This is a genomic window from Streptomyces sp. NPDC006463, assembly GCF_042870715.1.
Classification (GTDB): Bacteria; Actinomycetota; Actinomycetes; order Streptomycetales; family Streptomycetaceae; genus Streptomyces.
The window spans coordinates 90,337-110,135 of sequence record NZ_JBIAHP010000005.1; the positions used below are offsets into that span (position 1 = coordinate 90,337).

The following is a 19,799-nucleotide window of genomic DNA, read 5'->3' on the forward strand; positions in this document are numbered from 1 at the left end:
CACGCTGTCCGGCGCCTCTGAGAGCGTTCTTGTCCCTATCTGTGAATTTCCTGAGAAACGCCGCTCAGCCGTCGAGCCGGAACAGGCGGGCTGCGTTGTCGTGGCAGACGGCGCGCAGCCAGTCGTCGCCGAGGCCGAGCCGTTCGAGGGCGGCGAGCTGGTGTTCGTAGGGGTAGGGGATGTTCGGGAAGTCGGTGCCGAGCAGGATCCGGTCGCCGAGGCCGGCGAGCCGCCCGAGGTCCCCGGGCGGGAAGCCGCTGAGCCGCTCGGAGAAGTCGGTGAACGCCATGGTGGTGTCGAGGCGCACCTCGGTGTACCGGTCGGCGAGGTCGAGGAAGTCGGCGTACTCGGGCATGCCCATGTGGGCGACGATCAGCGGCAGCCGTGGGTGGCGGGCCAGCAGTCGGGCGATGGGCTCGGGCCCGGTGTGCTTGCCCGGCGCGGGCCCGGACCCGCAGTGGATCACGGTCGGGACGCCGGCCTCGGCGAGCAGTCCCCAGACGGGGTCGAGCCGCTCGTCGTTCGGGTCGTAGCCACCGACCTGGATGTGCGACTTGAAGACCCGGGCACCGGTGTCGAGGGCCCGGCGGACGTACTCTGCGACGCCCTCCTCCGGAAAGAAGGTCGCGGTGTGCAGGCAGTCGGGCGTCCGGGCGGCGAAGTCGGCGGACCAGGCGTTGAGCCATGCGGCCATCGCCGGCTTGTGCGGGTAGAGCATGGCGGTGAAGGCCCGGACCCCGAACTGCCTCAGGAGCGCGACCCTCTGCTCCTCCTCGTGCCGGTAGGTGATGGGCCACTCGACACCGGTCAGGGGGCCTATCGCGTCGAAGTAGTCCCAGACCTTGTCCAGGACCCGCTCGGGCATGAAGTGCGTGTGGACGTCCACCAGTCCGGGCAGCCCGAGCCGCTCCCGGAAGGCACGGACGGCCTCAGCCGTTGCGGGCAAAGCCGTGGCTCCGCTCGACGGTCGCGACGTGCAGGGTGTAGCTCTCGTACCAGTCGGCGCGGCCCTGCTTCATGGCCGCCTGGTGCTCCAGGTCCCCCCGCCACGCGGCGAGGGACTCGTGGTCACGGAAGTAGGCGACCGTGATGCCGAGGCCTCCCGGGGTGCGGGCGGACTCGTAGCCGAGGAACCCGGGATTCTCCGCGACGATCTCCTGCATCCGGGTGAGGGTCTCGGGGTATCCGCTGTCGTCGGCGGAGCGGACGTTGGTGAAAACGGCCATGACATAAGGCGGTTCGAAGGCCTGTACGGGCTGGATGCTCATGTCCACCACCCTCGGCGGCGCGCCGCGGGCATGTCCACCGGAATCGGCCCCGGAAGGCCAAAGGGATCCAAGTTTTGACCATCCCCGGCCAGAGCGGCCGCAGGAGGCGCTCCTCAGAACAGCCCGTCCTGCTCGGCGGACGGCCGCGCGGCTGAGGGCGGGACCACCGCCACCGGCACGGTCGTCACGGCCTCGCCCTCCGGGGCGGCGAGTTCCCACCCGGCCAGCAGCCGGGTGTCCACCACCAGCCCGTCCGCCAGGTGCAGATCGGGACCGGCCGCGCCCACCAGCCGGCCCGCGACGGCCCCACCGGACACCATCTCGGTGATCACGCCCGTGGGTGCGGGCAGTTCGTCCAGCCCGAACGGCTCCGCGTGGTCGGCGACTTCGCACTCCACCCGCTCCAGCGATTCCGGCCACCCGGGCAGTGCGGCGGCCCGGGCGTGCAGCTCGACGACCTCCCGGGCCCGGTCGGGCGCGGCCGGCAGGTGCGCCCGTACGGCGCGCTTACGGGCATACGCGATCCGGTCCGGCACCCCGAGGGCAGCCCGCAGCAGCTCCTCCGTGCGCCGGGTGGCCATGAGCGGCCCGCGACCGAGCCAGGCCCAGGCCACGGCGCCCTGCTCCAGCAGCCGGGCCGAGCCGCGCTCCTCGGCGGTGATGCCGACCTTGACCATCCCGGGCCCGAACCACGCCAGATAGACGCGGTAGGTGCGCGGATCGGCGGCATTGGTGTCGGCAGCCACCGAGAACGACCGGTCGAGGCGCGCGCATTCGGGACACTGCGCGTTCGAGGCGCGGCCGGGCACGGTCCCGCCGGTGGGGCAGGGCGTCCGCTTCCCGGCCCGCCGGACGCCGAGGCAGCGCCGCTCCGCCCGGGCGACGAAGGCCAGCCGCTGCCCGTACGCGAGCACGCTCGCCCGCTCGCCGCGCCCCTCCCCGTACCAGCCGACGGCGGGGCGGCCGTCGTTCCACCGGATCCCGGTGCACCACCAGCTCACAGCGGGAGCGGCCGCTCGAAGAAGGTCTCCAGGACGACGGTGGCGTGCGTACCGCTGACCCCGTCGATCGCGTAGAGCCGCCGCAGCACGTCCTGCAACTGCCCGGTCGAGGCCGTGCGCACCTTGACCATGACGGACGCACTGCCCGCGATGATGTGCGCCTCCTGGATCTCGGGGATCGCGGCAAAGGCGGCGGCGGACTCACCCATCCAGGCGTTGGAGTCGACCATCACATAGGCGAGTACCCCACTGCCGACGGCCGCCGGGTCGACCTCGACGGTGGTCCGCCGGATCACCCCGCGCTCGCGCAGCTTGCGGACACGTTCGTGGGTGGCCCCGGCAGAGAGCCCCACGGCCGCGCCGAGAGCGGCGTACGACTGGCCGGCGTCCTCCTGCAGGCGCAGAACGAGCGCCCGGTCGATGTCGTCCACTCGGTCTTCCTCCCATGGGCCCGTCGGCCCTTGCGAAGACGGTACCTGATCCTGCAATCTCACCATCGAACCGAACAAAATTCGGCAATACTCTCTCAGGGGGAATCATGTCTGCCATAGCCGACCTCACCTTGTACGAGATCCTGGACGAACGCTTCAAGACCGGCCGCTGCGCCAACGGCGACGCGCGCCTGGACCGGCTTTACGACGACTGCCGCTGGGCGGAAGGCCCGCTGTACCTGCCGGCCTGGCGGCAACTGGTGTGGAGCGACATCCCCAACGACCGGATGCTTCGCTGGGACGAGACGACCGGCGCGGTCTCCGTCTTCCGCTCCCCGGCCGGACACTCCAACGGCAACACCCTGGACCGCGAAGGCCGCCTGATCACCTGTGAGCAGGGCGGCCGTCGCGTCACCCGCACCGAACCCGACGGCAGCATCACCGTCATCGCCGACCGCTTCGAGGGAAAGCGGCTCAACAGCCCCAATGACGCAGTGGTCCGCTCGGACGGCTCGATCTGGTTCTCCGACCCGGACTTCGGCATCACCAGCGATTACGAGGGCCACCGCGCGCCCAGCGAGATCGGCGCCTGCAACCTCTACCGGGCCGACCCGGCAACCGGTGAGGTCCGCATGGTCGCCGACGGCTTCCTCGGCCCCAACGGGCTGGTCTTCTCCCCCGACGAGAGCGAGCTCTTCGCGGCGGACACCCGCGCGGGCCACATCAGGGCCTTTAAGGTCACCGACGACGGCACCCTCACGGGCGACCGGGTTTTCACCTCGTGCCCCAGGGTCGACAACATCCGCTTCGACGACGAGGGCCGGCTGTGGGCGGCCGCGATGGAGAACGGCGTCCAGTGCTACGCCGCGGACGGCACCCTGATCGGCCGCCTGCGCGTCCCCGAACCCGTCTCGAACATCGCCTTCGGCGGCCCCAAGAACAACCGCCTCTTCATCACCGCCACCACCTCCCTCTACTCCCTGGTGATGTCCGTGACCGGTCTCCCCCGGGTCCTCTGAGGATCCGGGGGCGCCCAGCTACCGGGCGACGAACTGCGTCAGGATCGCCTGCACCTCGTAGATGTCGACACCCTTGGTGAAGGTCTTCTCAATCGGCGCCGAGCTCCCGGATATCCAGATCTTGAGCTCGGCGTCGAGATCGAAGTGGCCGGCGGTCTCCACGGAGAAGTGCGTGATGCTCCGGTACGGGACGGAGTGGTACTCCACCTTCTTCCCCGTGAGCCCCTGCTTGTCGACGAGCACCAGCCTGCGATCGGTGAACAAGATCGTGTCCCGGATCAGCAGATACGCGGCGTGCACCTGCTCGCCGTGCCCCAGCAGTCGCGCGTAGTCCCGCTGCGCCGATGCCGGGTCGACGCTGTGCGCGTTTCCGAACAGTCCCATGAGAGCCCCCGTTTTCCGGTTCGAACGATCTTCAAAACCGTACCGAGGGCCGGACGTAACCCGCGTCCCCCGCCAGAGCCATCTCACCCCCGACTACTCCCGGGGTACCCCCTCCCCAAGAAGGAGGAGACCGGGCGCGTCAGGCATACGACGAAGGCCCCCAGGATCTCTCCTGGGGACCTTCGTCCTGCTGTGCACTCGGCAGGATTCGAACCTGCAACCTTCGGATCCGTACCTAAGAATGGATCGGTCAGCGACGGTCATACCGGCACCTTCAAGGCCCCGCCGAGTCGTTGCCAGTCAGGCGCGGTTGCTGCGGTTGCGGTACGTCGCCGCTGTACAGCGCGGGCATCACCAGTCGCGTCGGCAGTCCGTGATCACCGACCAACCGGGGGCTAGAGCAGGCCTGGCCACCATCTGGCGTCAGGACAGTCGGCGGGGATGACCTTGGCGCGGGCCAGGATCTTTGCGTCGAGAGCCCATACGCGTCGTCGCAGCTCGCGGGCTGACTTCGTAGGAAGGGCGTGCAGGACCTCTTCGAGGTGGTCGCGGTAGAGAGAGGGATCGCAGCCGCATTCGCGGATGTCGCATCGGGTTTCGGTGCGCGGACTGGCCAGCCGCCTTAGCGGGCCATGGGCCAGGGCAGCCCAGTGCCAAAAGGCTCCGGCTGTGGCCTCAAACCAGTAGCGACTCTGATCCAGCTGGCGGATGTCGGTTGTGCAGGCTCCGGACAGGCGGTCGATCGCCGGATAGAGGCGTCGGTGGTCGCGGTTCCGTATGGGGATGCTGGCCCGCACGTCAGAGGGGCGCCTACGCGGCATTGCCCTTTCGGTTGTCAGTCATGGGATCAACGTACCGGGCTTAGGCGCCGCGTTCTAGGCCGACTGCGCGGCTGATGATCAGTGTCAGGTTGGCACGTACTTCTTGCCCCGGTTGTTGCTCCGGCCTGGGGCTCTACCGGGCACTCCTGCCCTGACCTGCGGTCGGCGGTCAGTGGCTGTCACCCTCGGCCGCCCTTGGCCACCCTCCCACGGCCCAGGAACGGCCCGACGAACCCGCTACCCAGAATCTCAGCTGCGCCCTGTTACTGCTCTGTGCGATCTTGCCAACATGGATGAGAACGCCTCGGCCCCCGTAACCATCGCCGACGGGGAGATCCTTGCAGGTCGTATCCTGCCCGGCATCAAGGCCATGCGAGAGCACCTCGGCTGCTCGCTACAAGATGCCTTCCTCGCGTTCTACGCCCGGTATGAAGTGCTACAGCGTGAACGGCCGGAAGCCTTCACCATGGCGCCCGAAGGGTACTGGGTGGGCTTCTATTCCTGAGGCGGAAGGCCCGCTGGCTTCTGGCCGCACCTGTGGCTTCCTGCTCTACCCACCGCCCTCCCCAACTCCCGTCCCGTCTGCCGTCGGCCCACACGCATGTGGAGCGGACACGGTGCCGGGCGTCCAGGTGGAGCGCGCCACTGTACGAACGACCCGGACGCCCGGTGCCGTGTCCGCTCGGCTTGTCCTGGGCCGATGGCAGACGGGATGGGAGTTCCCCGCCCCCAGCCACCCACGGGCCGGCACTCGCCAACGGCGCCCCCGCCATCCCGGAGTCGGAGCGCCCCCGCCGGAGGCATGTCGATGAGCGATGGAGCCGCCGGCCCGTAGGGCTCGACTCATGCCCTTGGGCCTATCCCGTCTTGCAGGGGCGGGCGTCGGCGCAGCGCGCGCGGAGCGGGCCGAAGGCAGGAGCGTCGCGCGGAGCGGAGCCGGGAAGCCCGCCCGGCGGAGCGGAGCGCAGCCGGGTGCTTGATGAGGTAGAGAAACCTGTAACAGGTCCGTGCTGCTCCTCCGGCTACGACGCGATGAGGGCCTCGGCGATGGCCTGCATGTCATCCGTAACGGCGTTGGCTCCCGCGTCAGCGAACAGCGCGGCCTTGTGGGGCTTGTTGGCGTAGCGGATGACCGTCGTGCCGGCTGCCCGAGCGGCCTGGATGTCCGTGAGCGAGTCACCGATCAGCGTGCAGTGCGTGACGTCCATGTGCGCCTGCTCGGCCGCCGTGATGAGCGGGTACGGGTTCGGCTTCATCAGGGCGGCATGAGCGGCAAGCGGGGTAACGGCGAAGGCTCCATCTACCCCTACAAGAACGGCTACGCCGCCTACGTCTGGGTCACCAAGCCTGACGGCAAGCGCGCCCGGAAGTACGCCTACGGCAAGACCCGCGAGGAGGTCCACGAGAAGTGGCTCCACCTCCACGCTGAGGCGAAGAAGGAGCCCGTCGCCACCCGGCACCGGACCGTCTCCGCCTTCCTCGCCTACTGGCTGGAGTCGATCGTGAAGCCCAACCTGGCCCCGCTCTCCTACGTCTCGTACGAGGGGTGCGTCCGCCTCTACATCGCCCCGCACATCGGCACGAAGCGGCTGGACAAGCTGACCGTCCGCGACGTCCGCGAGTGGCTGACCAAGCTGGCAGCCATCTGCCAGTGCTGCGCTCAGGGCAAGGATGCAAGGCGGGCCCCCGCAAGCCGCCGGTGCTGCGCCGCGGGTGACTGCTGCGAGTCCTACCCGTCCCGGCGGGTGATCCAAGGCTCGCGTGACGCACTGCGGGCGGCCCTGTCCCACGCCGTCACCGAGGAGGAGATCAGCAAGAACGTCGCCTCTCTCGTGAAGGTGCCCAAGCCGCGCCGCAAGCGCATCAAGCCGTGGTCCGTGGTCGAGGCGGGCCGCTTCCTGGCAGACGGGTTCGTCCGGGAGGATCACCTCTTCGCCGCGTGGATGCTCGTGCTGTGCCTCGGGCTCCGGCGCGGTGAGGTGCTGGGGCTGACCTGGAAGTCGATCGACTTCGATGCCGGGGAGCTGTACGTGGATCACCAGATCCAGCGGGCCGGGCGGCAGATCCTGCACCGGGAGACCAAGACCGAGGACTCCGACGACTACCTACCGCTGCCCTCCCTCTGCCTCAAGGCCCTGCGGATGCGGCGGGCCCAGCAGAACGGAGACCGGAAGGCTGCTGGGGAGCTGTGGCAGGACAGTCACGGCCTGGTCTTCACGACGAGGTACGGAACGCCGATCGAGCCGGGGAATCTGACGCGGATGTTCGCGCTGCGGGCTCGGCGGGCCGGTCTACGGGTCATCCCGCTCCGGAACACCCGGCACACGTGCAGCTCGCTCCTGGTCGCCCTCAAGGTCCACCCGAAGGTGGCCCAGCGAATCCTCAGGCACTCGCAGATCGCCATGACGATGGAGGTCTACGCCGAGGCGAGCGAGGAAGAGGTGCGGGAAGCAATCGGCAAGCTGTCCGAAGCCATGGGCGGCGGCAGCGGCTGAGGCGGTTGCTGTACTTCGCTGCTGTACGGCCAGAAACGGCAGAGGCCCCGGACTTCCGTCCGGGGCCTCTGGCCTGCTGTGCACTCGGCAGGATTCGAACCTGCAACCTTCTGATCCGTAGTCAGATGCTCTATCCGTTAAGCTACGAGTGCTTGAGCTTCCCGGGGTTTTGCGCCCCGTTGGCCTTGCGAGAACAACAATACATGGACCTCGCCGGGACGCGAAATCCATTACCCAAACCACTGCTGACCTGCGGAAACGAGCCGGATGGAGATCGTCCGGATGGGTTCGCACAGAGGTCGGAGCGGACCGGATTACCCCGGAACGCATTGGAGCCCCGGAACGCATCGAAGCCCCGGTCCGTCAGGACCGGGGCTTCGATGAGGTGCGGAGGCGGAGGGATTTGAACCCTCGATGGACCGTAAAGCCCAAACCGCATTAGCAGTGCGGCGCCATAGACCGGACTAGGCGACGCCTCCAGCACACCCCCGCGTACGAAGGTGCGTGCAGATGATGACACAGGCGCAGGGCCCCTCACCAATCCGCTCCCACGGTACTAGGAGGGACGGCCGGAGGGCAAAGCCTTAAAGCCCTCCGGTACGCAACGTCGGCGGGCCCGCGTCGTTGGTCAGGCGTACGACGTACGGACGACCTGGAGTGCCCCATGCTGCGTCTCGCGGCCTTCGCCGTCACTTCTGCCCTCGCCACCGCCGCCGCGGGGCCACTGCCCCCACTGCCCCTCGGCCGGCTGCTGGCGGCACCCGATCGCCTCACCATCGCCATGACCGACACCGGCACCCCTCGGCTGGACCGCGAGTTCCGGCTCGAATGCGACCCCGTGGGCGGCGACCACCCCTGGAAGGAGCAGTCCTGCGACCGGCTGGAGCAGCTCGCCAAGGAGGGGAAGGACCCGTTCGCACCCGTCTCCCAGCGGCAGATCTGCTCGCTGCAGTACGGGGGCCCCGCCACCGCCCGGATCACCGGGACCTGGCACGGGCAGCGGGTGGACACGACCTTCCGCCGGACGAACGGTTGCGAAATCAGCCGTTGGGACGAGATGGAACCTCTGCTTCCACCCGGGCGTTCCTGACCTGGGAGGATGCGCGGAACGGGCGGTATCCACCTCACATCGGCCACCCCGGCGGGGCACTGTGGCCTTAGACTCCTCCCGTGACATGCCGGTAGTTGTGGTCAGGGAGGAAGCTCGTCGTGAGCAGCAGGCCATCCCGAGGCGCTGCTCGCCTCGCAGCAATACTCGACGCTCTTCCCGACGCGCTGTTGCTCGTCAACGCCAACGGCACTGTCGTCAACGCCAATTCGATCGCTCTCGAGGTCATGGAGAGTCCCGGCACCGGGCTCGTCGGCCGCGGCGTGCTCGATCTTCTGCCCGAATTCGACTCCAAGCTGATCCCCGGCTCCATGCGCCGGCCCGGCGAGGACGACGGCGGCCGGGCCAAGCCCAAACGGATGACCGCGCGCCGCACCGACGGCAGCGAGTTCCCCGTCGAGGTCACCAGCGCCCATCTCGACGGCCGCGACGCCTACCGCGAGCCTCAGCCCTACACCGGTGACGAGCTGCTGATGCTCGTCGTACGGGACCTCTCGCAGACAGTGGACACCGAGGCCGAGCTGGCCCGCTCCCAGCGGCAGACCGAGATGATCCTGCGGGCCGCCGCGGAGGGCGTCGTCGGGACCGACACGGACGGACGGGTGGTGCTGGTCAATCCGGCCGCCGCCCAGATCCTCGGGTACCGCGCCACCGACCTGGGCAACCGCGAACTGCACGGCCTGGTCCTGCACTCGCGCGCCGACGGCTCGCCGTTCCCCTTCGAGGAGTCCCCGCTCGCCGACACCCTGCGCAGCGGGCGCAAGCACCGCGTCCGCGGGCAGGTGCTGTGGAACAAGGCCGGCCAGCCGGTCGCCGTCGACCTGACCACCTCGCCCGTACGGGACGGGGAGCAGCTCGTCGGCGCCGTCATGACCTTCACCGACCGGCGGCCCTACGACGCCCTCGCCGCGCGCCACGCGCAGTTGCTGGCCGTCCTCGGCGACTCGCTGCGCGGCCCGCTGGACGAGCTGCGCGGGGAGCTGGCCACGCTGGCCGCCGACGACGCGGGCCAGCTGTGGCCCGAGGCCAACCAGCTGCTGCACCATCTGGCCGCCGGCTACTCCCGGATGACCACCCTCGTGGACAACGTGCTCGGCTTCCAGCGCCTGGACGCCGGCACCGACCGGCTCACGAAGAAGAAGGCTCTGATCAACGGCGTGGTCACGGCCGGAGTCGACGGCGCGATCGAGCTGATCGGCCCGGGCCGCGCGCAGTTCGCCGTCCACGCGCCGACGATCGAGGCCGAGGTGGACTCGGGCCGGATCGCGACCGCGCTCGCGCACCTGATCGCGGATGTGGCCGGGGTGGACGCCACGGGCAAGACCCGCCAGGGCAGCGGGTACAGCGACTCGACGATCGTGGTGGCTGCCGCCCAGCGCGGCGATGTCGTACGGATCGAGGTGCGCGGACCGTACGAGGGCGGCGACCCGGTCCACGAGCCCATCGTCCGGGGCATCGTGGCCGCGCACGGAGGCGTGCTGCAGACGGTGGAGGTCCCCGGCGCGCCCGGCGGCGCGTACGTACTGGAGCTGCCGCTGGGCGCGGGCGCGGGGACGGTCACCCTGCCCGAGCCGGCGGAGGAGCCCCCGGCCGAGACGGCCGATATGGGCGCCGCGGGCCGGGTATCCGGTGGACGGCGAGCCCGGCGCGGGGTGGACGCCTTCCTGGAGGACGAGGCCGGTTCCGGTGCGCCCGGCGCCCGGAAGGCCGCCGAGGGCGGCGGCGCGCTGGCCCTGCCGTCAGGGCGACGGCGGGCGGGCGAGGCCGGTGGCGAAGGTGAGACTGGTCCGGACCTCGCGCAGTCCCCGGTGAACCCGGCGGGGCTCGGGACCGGGCGACGCCGTGGCCGCGACGGTGACGGCAGCGGCGAAGGCGGTGCGGTCGGCACCGGGCAGCCCGTGCCCCCGCAGGGCACCGCCATGCCCGCGCTCCCGCCCGTAGCCGCGGTCCCTCCGGTTCCGGTGACGGAGCATCCCGCGGGGCGCCGGCGGGCGCTGGGTCCGGCCGGGCCCGCGCAGACCGGCGGTCCCGTACCGGCGACCGGGCTCGGGCCTGCGCCCGCTCCCACCCAGGCTCCCGCGCGGCCCATCGCTCCCGAAGGCGGCTTCGCGCTGCCCGCCGGCCCGACCCCGGCGCCCTCGGTCCCCTCCGCTCCTCAGGCCCCCGCGATGGCCGGTTCGGCCTCCGCTCCCGCCGAGTCCGAAGCCGACGCCCCCGGCGGGCGGCGTGGCCGCCGGGTCCTGAGCGCGCCGGTCGCCGAGGCCGAAGCTCCCGCCGCGCAGTCGGCCGCGGCCGAAGGTGACCCCGTACATCCCACCGGGCGACGTCGTGCGCTGCCCGCCACCCCGGCATGGCCGGTTCCGGCGGCCCGGACCGCTCCCGACGCAGACGAGGCCTCCGGCCCGGTCCCGGTGCCCGGGGCCAGGCAGCCGCAGGACACCCCGGCGGAGGGCCAGGCCGCTCAGCCGATCAGCGTGCGCGCCCTCGGCACGCTCGGCCAGGGCATCTCCGTGGACCCCACCGGATCCGGCTCCGGCCGCCGACGCCGGCTCTCCGAGCCCGCCCCCCAGGGCCGGGCCTTCGCGATAGAGGCCCCCGAGGCGGGCGCCGACGAGGGTCCCGAACCGCTCGACGGCCCCGGTGGCGCAGTCGAGGTCGTCAACCGTCCCGTGCCACGGCCGGTCGACGACGAGCTCCCGCCGGAGCCGCTGGACAACCCGCGGCGGCTGCTGGTGTGGCCCGCGCCCGACGTACAGACGCAGCAGGCCCTGAGCGACCGTGGATACCGGCCGGTGATCGTGCACTCCCGCGAGGAGGTGGACGCGCAGATCGCCGCGTTCCCCGCCGCGCTGTTCGTGGACCCGCTGACCGGGCCGATCACCCGGACGGCCCTGCAGTCCCTGCGCCAGGCCGCCGTGGCCGCAGAGGTGCCCGTGCTGGTCACGGCCGGCCTCGGTCACGCCACGCGCGAAGCGGCGTACGGCGCGGATCCGGCCGTCCTGCTGAAGGCGCTCGCTCCGCGCGACAGCGAGCAGCACCCCTCGCGGGTGCTGCTGATCGAGGAGCACGACGAGATCGCGACCGCCCTGACCGCCGCGCTGGAGCGGCGTGGCCTCCAGGTCGCCCGGGCGGGCGCCGACACCGACGCCGTGGAACTCGCGACGCGGATGCGGCCCAACCTGGTCGTCATGGACCTGATGCAGGTGCGCCGCCGACGGGCCGGGATCGTGGACTGGCTGCGCGCCAACGGGCAGCTGAACCGCACCCCGCTGGTCGTCTACACGACGGCCGGCATCGACTCGTCCGAACTGCCGAAGCTGGCCTCGGGCGAGAGCGTGCTCTTCCTCGCCGAGCGGGCCACGACGGCGGACGTACAGGGCCGCATCGTGGACCTGCTGGCCAAGATCGGCACCAACTAGCGATCCTGGCCCGATGGCCACCATCAACACCACCGAGCAGACCGTCCCCGCCGACAACGGGGAGGTGAACCTGCTGATCGCGCGACAGGTGGAGCCGGGGCACGAGGAGACGTTCGAGGCCTGGGCCCACGGGATCCTGGAGACGGCGGCGAGCTTCCCGGACCACCTCGGATACGGGCTCTTCCGCCCGGCGGTCGAGGGCGGGCCGTGGTTCCTGGTCCACCGCTTCCGCAACCAGGCGGCGTTCCAGCGCTGGCAGGACTCCGCGGAGCGGGCCCAGTGGTTCTCCAACTGCCTCGGCCACCACCACACGGAGATAGCCCGCCGGGAACTGCATGGCATGGAGACGTGGTTCGCCAAGCCGGGTACGACCCGGCCCGCGCCGCCACGGTGGAAGATGGCGATCAGCTCTGGGCTGGCCATCTTCCCGATCTCGCTGATCGGCAACGCGGTGCTCGGGCCGTACCTGGTGGATCTGCACTTCGTGGTGCGGACGGCGGCCTTCGCCGTCGTCTTCAGCACCCTGATGACCTACGTGGCCATGCCCACCGTCAGCAAGCTGCTGCGGCCATGGCTCACGCGCGGCTAGTCGAGCTTCGTGACGTCCAGCGCGCCGTCCGCGTACTGCTTGCGGATCACCTTCTTGTCGAACTTGCCGACGCTGGTCTTCGGCACCTCCTTGAGGACCGTCCAGCGCTCCGGCAGCTGCCACTTGGCTATCGACTGGCCGAGGAACACGCGCAGTCCCGCATAGTCCACGGCCGCGCCCTCCTTGAGGACCACGGTGGCCAGCGGGCGCTCGCCCCATTTGTCGTCGGGGACGGCGACGACCGCAGCCTCGGCGACCTCGGGGTGCGCCATCAGCGCGTTCTCCAGCTCCACGCTGGAGATCCACTCGCCGCCCGACTTGATGACGTCCTTGGCTCGGTCGGTGAGGGTGAGGTAGCCGTCGGGGCTGATGACGCCGACGTCCCCGGTCTTGAGCCAGCCGTCCGCGCTGAACTTGTCCTCGGGGCGGAAGGGTTCGCCTGACGCGCCGCCGTAGTAGGCGCCCGCGATCCAGTTTCCACGTACCTCCAGCTCGCCCGCCGACTCGCCGTCCCAGGGCAGGTGGTCGCCGCCGGGGCCGACCAGGCGGGCCTCGACGCCGGCCGGGAAGCGGCCCTGGGTGAGCCGGTAGGGCCACTCCTCCTCGGCGCTCAGACCGGCCGGCGGGTGCGCCATCGTGCCCAGCGGGGAGGTCTCGGTCATGCCCCAGGCGTGACAGACGCGGACGCCGAGCTTGTCGTAGGCCTCCATCAGGGAGGGCGGGCAGGCCGATCCTCCGATGGTGACGTGCTTCATCGAGCTCAGGTCACGCGGGTTGGCGGTGACCTCGGCCAGCAACCCCTGCCAGATGGTGGGAACGGCCGCGGCGTGCGTGGGCTTCTCCCGCTCGATCATCTCCGCGAGCGGGCCGGGCTGCAGGAAGCGGTCCGGCATCAGCATGTTGATGCCGGTCATGAAGGTGGCGTGCGGCAGCCCCCAGGCGTTCACGTGGAACTGCGGGACCACGACGAGGGAGGTGTCCCTGTCGGTCAGTCCCATCGACTCGGCCATGTTGACCTGCATGGAGTGCAGGTAGATCGAGCGGTGGGAGTAGACGACGCCCTTGGGGTCCCCGGTGGTGCCGGAGGTGTAGCACATGGCGGCGGCCTGGCGCTCGTCCAGCTCGGGCCAGTCGTAGCTGTCGGAACGGCCCGCGAGGAGCTCCTCGTACTCGTGCACGCGCACGTCCAGGCCGTCGAGCGCGGAGCGGTCGCCGATGCCGGAGACCACGACGTGCTCGATGGTCGGCAGGTGCGGCAGCAGCGGCGCCAGCAGGGGCAGGAGCGTCCCGTTGACCAGGACTACCCGGTCGGCGGCGTGATTCACGATGAAGACCAGCTGCTCGGGAGGGAGCCTCAGGTTCAGCGTGTGCAGGACCGCGCCCATGGAGGGGATCGCGAAGTACGCCTCGACGTGCTCCGCGTTGTTCCACATGAGCGTGGCGACCCGGTCGTCCTGTTGGACACCGAGCTCGTCGCGCAAGGCGTTCGCGAGGCGGGTGGCGCGGGTACCGATCTCGGCGAAGCTGCGGCGGTGCGGCTCGGCCTCCCCGGTCCAGGTCGTGACCTGGGACTTCCCGTGGATTGTCATCCCGTGTCGGAGTATGCGGGTGACGAGGAGCGGTACGTCCTGCATGGTGCTCAGCAAAGCGTCCTCCCGGTGAGCGCTGCGGCGCTGCGGCGGCTACGGATGCTGCCGATTCTGCGCACGTACCGGTCGGCATGTCACTACCCGGGGGTAGAAACCTGCGTGGTGTTTCACGTGAAACATCCCCTCGTTTCACGTGAAACATCTCCCGGCTCACCTGACAGGAGTGAGCTCCGGGTCCTCGCGAAGCTTGACCAGCGCGCGGGACACGGCGCTCTTGACCGTGCCGATCGAGACCCCCAGCAGTTCGGCGGTCTGCGCCTCGCTGAGGTCCTCGTAGTACCGCAGGACGACCATGGCCCGCTGCCGGTCGGGCAGCCGGGTCACCGCGCGCCACATCGCGTCGCGCAGCGCCTGCGCCTCCGCGGGGTCGGCTGCGGGGTACTCCTCGGTCTCCGGGAGCTCGTCGCAGGCGAACTCGTCGACCTTGCGCTTGCGCCACTGGGAGGTGCGGGTGTTGACCAGGGCCCGCCGGACATAGCCGTCGAGGGCACGGTGGTCCTCGATGCGGTCCCAGGCCAAGTACGTCTTCGCGAGGGCCGTCTGGAGCAGGTCCTCGGCGTCGCACGGGTTGGCTGTGAGGGAGCGCGCGGTGCGCATGAGGACCGTGCCGCGGGTCCTGACGTACGCCGAGAACGACGGGTACGGCGTCGGGTTCGAGGCGAGCGTGCACACAGGCGTGGTCATGGCTCCACGCTAGGAGCGCACGCTCCTCCTGGGATCGGCCGCAAGTGCCGAAGGGGGGTCCACCTCAGGTTGTAGGGCCGGGACGGGCTCCACCTCCTGAAGGTGGAGGAGGCGGAACCCGGCAGCTTGCGGATCTCAGCCGTCGGCGCCGAGGATCAGCCCGGACGTCGGTACCCCGGTGCCGGCTGTGACAAGTACGTGCTCGGCCCCCGCGGCCTGGTTGACGGAGGTTCCGCGCAGCTGGCGGACGGCTTCCGCGATGCCGTTCATGCCGTGCAGGTAGGCCTCCCCGAGCTGGCCGCCGTGGGTGTTGAGCGGCAGTGCGTCCGCGGCCACGAAATCGGCGGCCTCGCCGGGCCCGCAAAAGCCGAACTCCTCCAGCTGCATGAGCACGAAGGGGGTGAAGTGGTCGTAGAGGATGCCGACGTCGATGTCCGAGGGCCGCAGCCCGCTGGTTCGCCACAACTGGCGCGCGACCACGTCCATCTCCGGCAGCCCGGTGAGGTCGTCCCGGTAGAAGGAGGTCATGCCCTCCTGGCGTCGGCCTGCACCCTGCGCGGCAGCGGTGATCACGGCGGGCGCGTGCCTCAGGTCGCGTGCTCGCTCGGCCGTGGTGACGACGAGGGCCTGACCGCCGTCGGTCTCCTGGCAGCAATCCAGCAGCCGCAGCGGTTCCGCGATCCAGCGAGAGGCGGCATGGTCGGCGAGGGTGATGGGCTTGCCGTGGAAGTACGCGGCCGGGTTGTTCGCGGCGTGACGGCGGTCGGTGACCGCGACGTGTCCGAACGCCTCGGGGGTGAGGTTGTACGTGTGCAGGTAGCGCTGGGCGGTCATGGCTACCCAGGAGGCGGGTGTCAGCAGCCCCGAGGGCAGTGACCAGCCGAGCGCCGCGCCCTCCGCCGAGGGCTCCCGCTGCTGGACTCCGGAGCCGAAACGGCGCCCGGAGCGCTCGTTGAAGGCGCGGTAGCAGACTACGACCTCCGCGACCCCGGTGGCGACGGCGAGGGCGGCCTGCTGGACGGTGGCGCAGGCCGCGCCACCGCCGTAATGGATGCGGGAGAAGAAGGACAGGTCCCCGATGCCCGCCGCCTGGGCGACGGTGATCTCGGGGCTGGTGTCCATCGTGAAGGTGACCATGCCGTCGACGTCGGCGGGGGTGAGCCCGGCGTCGTCGAGAGCGGCGTGCACGGCCTCGACGGCGAGCTTGAGCTCGCTGCGGCCGGAATCCTTGGAGAACTCAGTCGCTCCGATGCCGACGATGGCGGCGCGGCCACCGAGCTCGTCTCGGGTGCGGACGCTCATGCCGGCACCTCCGCGGTGACCGTCCCCGTGACGTGGTGGCCGATCCCGTTCGCGCCGACGACCCGGATCTCGACGGTGTTGCCAGCCACCGCGGTGACGGTGCCGGTCAGGGTCATCGTGTCGCCCGGGTAGTTGGGGGCGCCGAGGCGGATGGCCACCTTGCGCAGGACGGCATGCGGCCCGAGGTGGTCCGTGACGTACCGGCCGACCAGGCCGTTCGTGGTGAGGATGTTCATGAAGATGTCGGGGGAGCCCTTCTCCCGGGCGAGTGACGCGTCGTGGTGCACGTCCTGGTAGTCGCGGGAGGCGATCGCGCCCGCGACGATCAGGGTGCGGGTGACCGGTATCTCCAGCGGCGGGAGCTCCTCGCCGACTCTCAGCGCGCCGACCATGACTCAACCCTCCTGCGCCAGTACGGCGCCCAGTTCGGCCAGCAGCTCGCTGCCGCAGCCCAGATACGCGTCCAGCTGGCGCCCCCACAGGAAGTGCCGGTGCACGGGGTGGTCCAGATCGGCTCCCATGCCGCCGTGCAGGTGCTGGCCCGCGTGCACGACCCGCTTGCCCGCCTCCGAGGCCCACCATGCCGCCGTCAACGCGTGTTCTCGCGCCGCGAGTCCCTGGTCGATGCGCCAGGCGGCCTCGTACGCGGTCACCCGGATCGCCTCGGTGTCCATGTACGCGTCGGCCGCGCGCAGCATGACCCCCTGGTTGGTGGAGAGCGGCCGGCCGAACTGCTCGCGGGTGGACGTGTACTCCACGGCCCGGGCGAGCGAGCCCGCGCAGACGCCCGCCTGGAGTCCGGCGAAGGCGGTGCGCGCGGCGGCGAGCGTGTCCTCGTAAGCGTCCCGGTGGGCGCTGCCGGTCCCGACGCGTTCGGCCTCGGCTCCGGTCAGCGTCAGCCGGCCCGCCGACCAGGGGGCGGTGGTCTCCACCGGGGAGGTCCGTACGCCCGGCGCGTCCGTCCGTACGAGCCACAGCGCGTGGTCCGCGTCCGGGACCAGTACGTGTGTGGCCTCGCGCAGCCAGGGCACGGCGGGGGCGAAGCCGGTGAGCCGGCCGTGCTCGGCGGTGATCCTGCCGCGGGCCGGGAAGACCCCGGTGGCCACCGCCTCGCCGGTACCGAGTGCGGGCAGCAGTCGGGCGCGCTGCTCGTCGCTGCCGTGCGCGGCGAGGGGGAGCATGCCGTACGCGCAGGTGGCGGCGTAGGGGACCTGTGCGGTGGTGCGGCCCTGTTCTTCCAGCAGCAGGACCAGGCCGAGCAGGCCGATGTCCTGGACGGCGGCGATCAGTCCGGAGGTGGCGAGGGCCTTCCACAGCTCGGCGTCGCTGCCGGTGCCCGCGGCGGCCAGGCGCTCGTGGGTGGCGAGGTCGCCGAAGATCTGGGCGGCGAGGCCGGCCGCGGCGGCCTGCTCCTCGGTGGGGTGGAAGTCCATCAGCCCTCGTTCCCACGGAAGACGGGGAGTTCGAGGTCGTCGTCGACGCGCAGGAACTCCAGCTGGACGGGCAGGCCTATGCGCACCTTGTCGTAGGGGACGCCGGTGATGTTGCTGATCATCCGGACGCCCTCCGCGAGCTCGACGAGCGCGACCGCGTATGGAGGGTCGAAGGCCGGGAAAGGCGGGTGGTGCATGACGACGTAGCTGAACACCGTGCCGACGCCCGACGCCTCGACCGTGTCCCAGTCGGGGGAGGCGCAAGCATTGCAGCCGGGCAGCCACGGGAAGCGGAGGGTGGCGCAGGAGGTGCAGCGCTGGATCAGCAGCCTGTGCTCCCGGACCCCGTCCCAGAAGCCCTGGTTGTCGCGGTTGATCACTGGACGGGGCCGCCGGGCGGTGGGCTTGTCCCGTCGGGCCGCGGGCGCGTACTTGAGGATCCGGAAGCGGTGGGTGCCGGCGAGCTCGCCGTCCACGCGGATGTCCGTGCGGGTGGTCACGAAGTGGCCGGTGCCCAGTTTGGTCGTCTTGCTCGGGGAGACGGACTCGATGACGGCGTCGAAGGTGACGGCGTCGCCGGGCCGCAGCGGGCGCAGGTACTCCTGCTCGCAGTCGGTCGCGACGACGGAGGTACAGCCCGCGCCGTCGAGGAGCGCGAACAGCTCGTCGCAGGCGGACGACCGGTCGGTGTGGCCTGAGAGGCCGCCCATGGTCCAGGCCTGGAGCATGGTGGGCGGGGCGATGGCGTCCGGACCGGTGTAGGCGGGGTTCGCATCGCCCATCGCCTCGCACCAGTGGCGGATCATCGGTTCGTTGACCGCGTCCTTGCCCCGGCCGGCGGTCGCGGCGGGCTGCCCCTCGAAGGACTTGAGCAGCTCGTGGAAACGGGCCGCTTCCTCGCCCCTGTCCGCCGTCATCGCTTCCTCCCCTTCATGCCGAGCCGCATCATGGCGACGATCTCCCGCTGGACCTCGCTGACCCCGCCGCCGAAGGTGTTGATCTGCGCGGCCCGGTTCATCCGCTCCAGCTCTCCGTCCGCGAAGGCCGCGGGCCCCCGGATCAGGGCCTCCTCGCCCACCACCTCCTGGCACATCCGGTACACCTCGACGGTGGATTCGGTGCCGAGGAACTTGACGCCGCTGGCGTCTCCGGGGGCCAGGGTGCCGGCGCCCACGTCCTGGACGAGGCGCCAGTTCAGGAGGCGTACGGCGGCCAACCTGGCGTGGGCCTCCGCGAGCCGGGACCGCACCCAGGGCAGGTCCGCCGGGCGGTCGCCGGTGACCGGGTCGCAGGTGCGGGCGTGGGCGAGGGCGGCTTCGTAGAAGTCCTCGGCCTGCATGCCTATGGCGGCGAGGGCCACGCGCTCGTGGTTGAGCTGGTTGGTGATCAGGCCCCAGCCGCCGTGCTCGGGGCCGACGAGGTTGCCGGCGGGGACTCGGACGGAGTCGTAGTACGTCGCCGTGGTGGTGAGCCCTCCGACGGTGTCGATCGGGGTCCAGGAGAAACCGGCGGCGTCGGTGGGCACCAGGATGATCGAGATGCCCTTGTGCTTGGGGGCCTGCGGGTCGGTGCGGCAGGCGAGCCAGATCCAGTCCGCGTTCTGGGCGTTGGAGGTGAAGATCTTCTGCCCGTCGATCAGCCAGTCGCCGCCCTCGCCGCTGTCTCCGCCTTCGCCGCGCTGTTGGACGGCGCGGGTGCGCAGCGAGGCGAGGTCGGTGCCGGCCTCGGGCTCGGAGTAGCCGATGGCGAAGGTGATGTCGCCCTTGAGGATCCGGGGCAGGAAGTAGTCCTTCTGCTCCTGGGTCCCGTACTTCATCAAGGTCGGACCAACGGTGTTGAGCGTGACCATGGAGACGGGGGCGCCGGCCCGGTAGGCCTCGTCGAAGAATACGAACTGCTCGTCGGGGCCGCGGCCTTGGCCGCCGAACTCGACGGGCCAGCCGAGGCCGAGCAGGCCGTCGGCGCCGATGCGGCGCAGCAGTTCGCGCTGGCGGGCCGGGCCCTCGGGGAGACCGTCCGGCATGAGTTCCTGGAAGTACTCCCGCAGTTCGGCGCGCAGCCGCAACTGACCTTCGGTCGGGGCGAGGTGCACGGCGCTGGCCTCCCGGCATCGCATCATCGGTCGAACCTGACTGTCCGTCAGATTCACCCGTGGTGTCAAGGTCGGGTGACGGAGGACGACGCGGATCGGGCCGG

At 70.8% G+C, this 19,799-nt stretch carries 19 protein-coding genes and 2 tRNA genes; 6 read left to right on the plus strand and 15 right to left on the minus strand.

Annotation, left to right across the window (positions count from 1 at the left end):
• Positions 1 to 64 precede the first annotated feature (64 nt).
• The 4 genes from ACFYOB_RS11370 to ACFYOB_RS11385 form a co-directional block, all read right to left on the minus strand.
• Positions 65 to 946, minus strand: a complete 882-nt coding sequence (locus tag ACFYOB_RS11370) for an amidohydrolase family protein (protein ID WP_388557895.1) — start codon at positions 944 to 946, stop codon at positions 65 to 67.
• Entirely contained in the window at positions 930 to 1,268 is a 339-nt protein-coding gene (locus ACFYOB_RS11375) for an antibiotic biosynthesis monooxygenase family protein (RefSeq protein ID WP_388557898.1), read from the minus strand. Before ACFYOB_RS11375 ends, ACFYOB_RS11370 begins: the two co-directional genes overlap by 17 nt.
• A 113-nt stretch (positions 1,269 to 1,381) precedes the next feature.
• On the minus strand, positions 1,382 to 2,269 hold the full coding sequence (locus ACFYOB_RS11380) for a DUF2797 domain-containing protein (protein WP_388557901.1): 888 nt from the start codon (positions 2,267 to 2,269) through the stop codon (positions 1,382 to 1,384).
• A complete protein-coding gene (locus ACFYOB_RS11385; RefSeq protein ID WP_388557904.1) occupies positions 2,266 to 2,700 on the minus strand; it encodes an Lrp/AsnC family transcriptional regulator in 435 nt (144 codons plus the stop codon). Before ACFYOB_RS11385 ends, ACFYOB_RS11380 begins: the two co-directional genes overlap by 4 nt.
• 107 nt (positions 2,701 to 2,807) lie before the next feature.
• Between ACFYOB_RS11385 and ACFYOB_RS11390 the strand changes: the two genes are divergently transcribed.
• Positions 2,808 to 3,719: an SMP-30/gluconolactonase/LRE family protein gene (locus ACFYOB_RS11390; protein WP_388557907.1), complete on the plus strand. Its 912-nt coding sequence runs from the start codon at positions 2,808 to 2,810 to the stop codon at positions 3,717 to 3,719.
• Positions 3,720 to 3,737: 18 nt separating this feature from the next.
• Here ACFYOB_RS11390 and ACFYOB_RS11395 read toward each other — a convergent pair whose 3' ends face one another.
• The gene (locus ACFYOB_RS11395; RefSeq protein ID WP_376677907.1) at positions 3,738 to 4,103 is read right to left on the minus strand and encodes a PH domain-containing protein; all 366 of its coding nucleotides are present in this window, start codon (positions 4,101 to 4,103) and stop codon (positions 3,738 to 3,740) included.
• A gap of 1,110 nt (positions 4,104 to 5,213) precedes the next feature.
• Between ACFYOB_RS11395 and ACFYOB_RS11400 the strand changes: the two genes are divergently transcribed.
• Positions 5,214 to 5,429 (plus strand): hypothetical protein, encoded by a 216-nt coding sequence (locus tag ACFYOB_RS11400; RefSeq protein WP_388557911.1) that lies wholly within the window; start codon positions 5,214 to 5,216, stop codon positions 5,427 to 5,429.
• Between the two features lie 517 nt (positions 5,430 to 5,946).
• On the opposite strand, the gene ACFYOB_RS11405 is transcribed toward ACFYOB_RS11400, so the two are convergent.
• Complete coding sequence (locus ACFYOB_RS11405; protein ID WP_388557913.1) at positions 5,947 to 6,180, minus strand: HAD family hydrolase; 234 nt, start codon at positions 6,178 to 6,180, stop codon at positions 5,947 to 5,949.
• Between the two features lie 9 nt (positions 6,181 to 6,189).
• On the opposite strand from ACFYOB_RS11405, the gene xerC reads away from it, so the two are divergent.
• Positions 6,190 to 7,419 (plus strand): tyrosine recombinase XerC, encoded by a 1,230-nt coding sequence (gene xerC, locus ACFYOB_RS11410; RefSeq protein ID WP_388557916.1) that lies wholly within the window; start codon positions 6,190 to 6,192, stop codon positions 7,417 to 7,419.
• Positions 7,420 to 7,498: 79 nt separating this feature from the next.
• On the opposite strand, the gene ACFYOB_RS11415 is transcribed toward xerC, so the two are convergent.
• A tRNA-Arg gene (locus tag ACFYOB_RS11415) sits at positions 7,499 to 7,571 on the minus strand.
• Positions 7,572 to 7,807: 236 nt separating this feature from the next.
• Positions 7,808 to 7,898: transfer RNA gene (locus ACFYOB_RS11420), tRNA-Ser, on the minus strand.
• A gap of 185 nt (positions 7,899 to 8,083) precedes the next feature.
• Here ACFYOB_RS11420 and ACFYOB_RS11425 point away from each other — a divergent pair.
• The 3 genes from ACFYOB_RS11425 (at position 8,084) to ACFYOB_RS11435 (ending at position 12,535) form a co-directional block, all read left to right on the plus strand.
• Positions 8,084 to 8,509 carry an SSI family serine proteinase inhibitor gene (locus tag ACFYOB_RS11425; RefSeq protein WP_388557919.1) on the plus strand — a complete coding sequence of 142 codons (426 nt, stop codon included), beginning with the start codon at positions 8,084 to 8,086 and terminating at the stop codon, positions 8,507 to 8,509.
• A gap of 119 nt (positions 8,510 to 8,628) precedes the next feature.
• Complete coding sequence (locus tag ACFYOB_RS11430) at positions 8,629 to 11,946, plus strand: PAS domain-containing protein (protein ID WP_388557922.1); 3,318 nt, start codon at positions 8,629 to 8,631, stop codon at positions 11,944 to 11,946.
• Between the two features lie 13 nt (positions 11,947 to 11,959).
• Positions 11,960 to 12,535 (plus strand): antibiotic biosynthesis monooxygenase, encoded by a 576-nt coding sequence (locus tag ACFYOB_RS11435; protein ID WP_328926505.1) that lies wholly within the window; start codon positions 11,960 to 11,962, stop codon positions 12,533 to 12,535.
• On the opposite strand, the gene ACFYOB_RS11440 is transcribed toward ACFYOB_RS11435, so the two are convergent.
• The 7 genes from ACFYOB_RS11440 to ACFYOB_RS11470 form a co-directional block, all read right to left on the minus strand.
• Complete coding sequence (locus ACFYOB_RS11440; protein WP_388557925.1) at positions 12,532 to 14,181, minus strand: long-chain fatty acid--CoA ligase; 1,650 nt, start codon at positions 14,179 to 14,181, stop codon at positions 12,532 to 12,534. The genes ACFYOB_RS11435 and ACFYOB_RS11440 overlap by 4 nt on opposite strands.
• A gap of 153 nt (positions 14,182 to 14,334) precedes the next feature.
• Positions 14,335 to 14,868: a SigE family RNA polymerase sigma factor gene (locus tag ACFYOB_RS11445; protein ID WP_388557928.1), complete on the minus strand. Its 534-nt coding sequence runs from the start codon at positions 14,866 to 14,868 to the stop codon at positions 14,335 to 14,337.
• 135 nt (positions 14,869 to 15,003) lie between these two features.
• The gene (locus ACFYOB_RS11450; RefSeq protein WP_388557931.1) at positions 15,004 to 16,170 is read right to left on the minus strand and encodes a lipid-transfer protein; all 1,167 of its coding nucleotides are present in this window, start codon (positions 16,168 to 16,170) and stop codon (positions 15,004 to 15,006) included.
• Positions 16,167 to 16,550: a MaoC family dehydratase gene (locus ACFYOB_RS11455; protein WP_388558675.1), complete on the minus strand. Its 384-nt coding sequence runs from the start codon at positions 16,548 to 16,550 to the stop codon at positions 16,167 to 16,169. Before ACFYOB_RS11455 ends, ACFYOB_RS11450 begins: the two co-directional genes overlap by 4 nt.
• A 15-nt stretch (positions 16,551 to 16,565) precedes the next feature.
• Positions 16,566 to 17,603 carry an acyl-CoA dehydrogenase family protein gene (locus tag ACFYOB_RS11460; protein WP_388557934.1) on the minus strand — a complete coding sequence of 346 codons (1,038 nt, stop codon included), beginning with the start codon at positions 17,601 to 17,603 and terminating at the stop codon, positions 16,566 to 16,568.
• On the minus strand, positions 17,603 to 18,520 hold the full coding sequence (locus ACFYOB_RS11465) for a bifunctional MaoC family dehydratase N-terminal/OB-fold nucleic acid binding domain-containing protein (protein ID WP_388557936.1): 918 nt from the start codon (positions 18,518 to 18,520) through the stop codon (positions 17,603 to 17,605). The genes ACFYOB_RS11460 and ACFYOB_RS11465 overlap by 1 nt, the downstream gene beginning before the upstream one ends.
• A complete protein-coding gene (locus ACFYOB_RS11470; protein ID WP_388558678.1) occupies positions 18,517 to 19,695 on the minus strand; it encodes an acyl-CoA dehydrogenase family protein in 1,179 nt (392 codons plus the stop codon). Before ACFYOB_RS11470 ends, ACFYOB_RS11465 begins: the two co-directional genes overlap by 4 nt.
• Positions 19,696 to 19,799 lie beyond the last annotated feature (104 nt).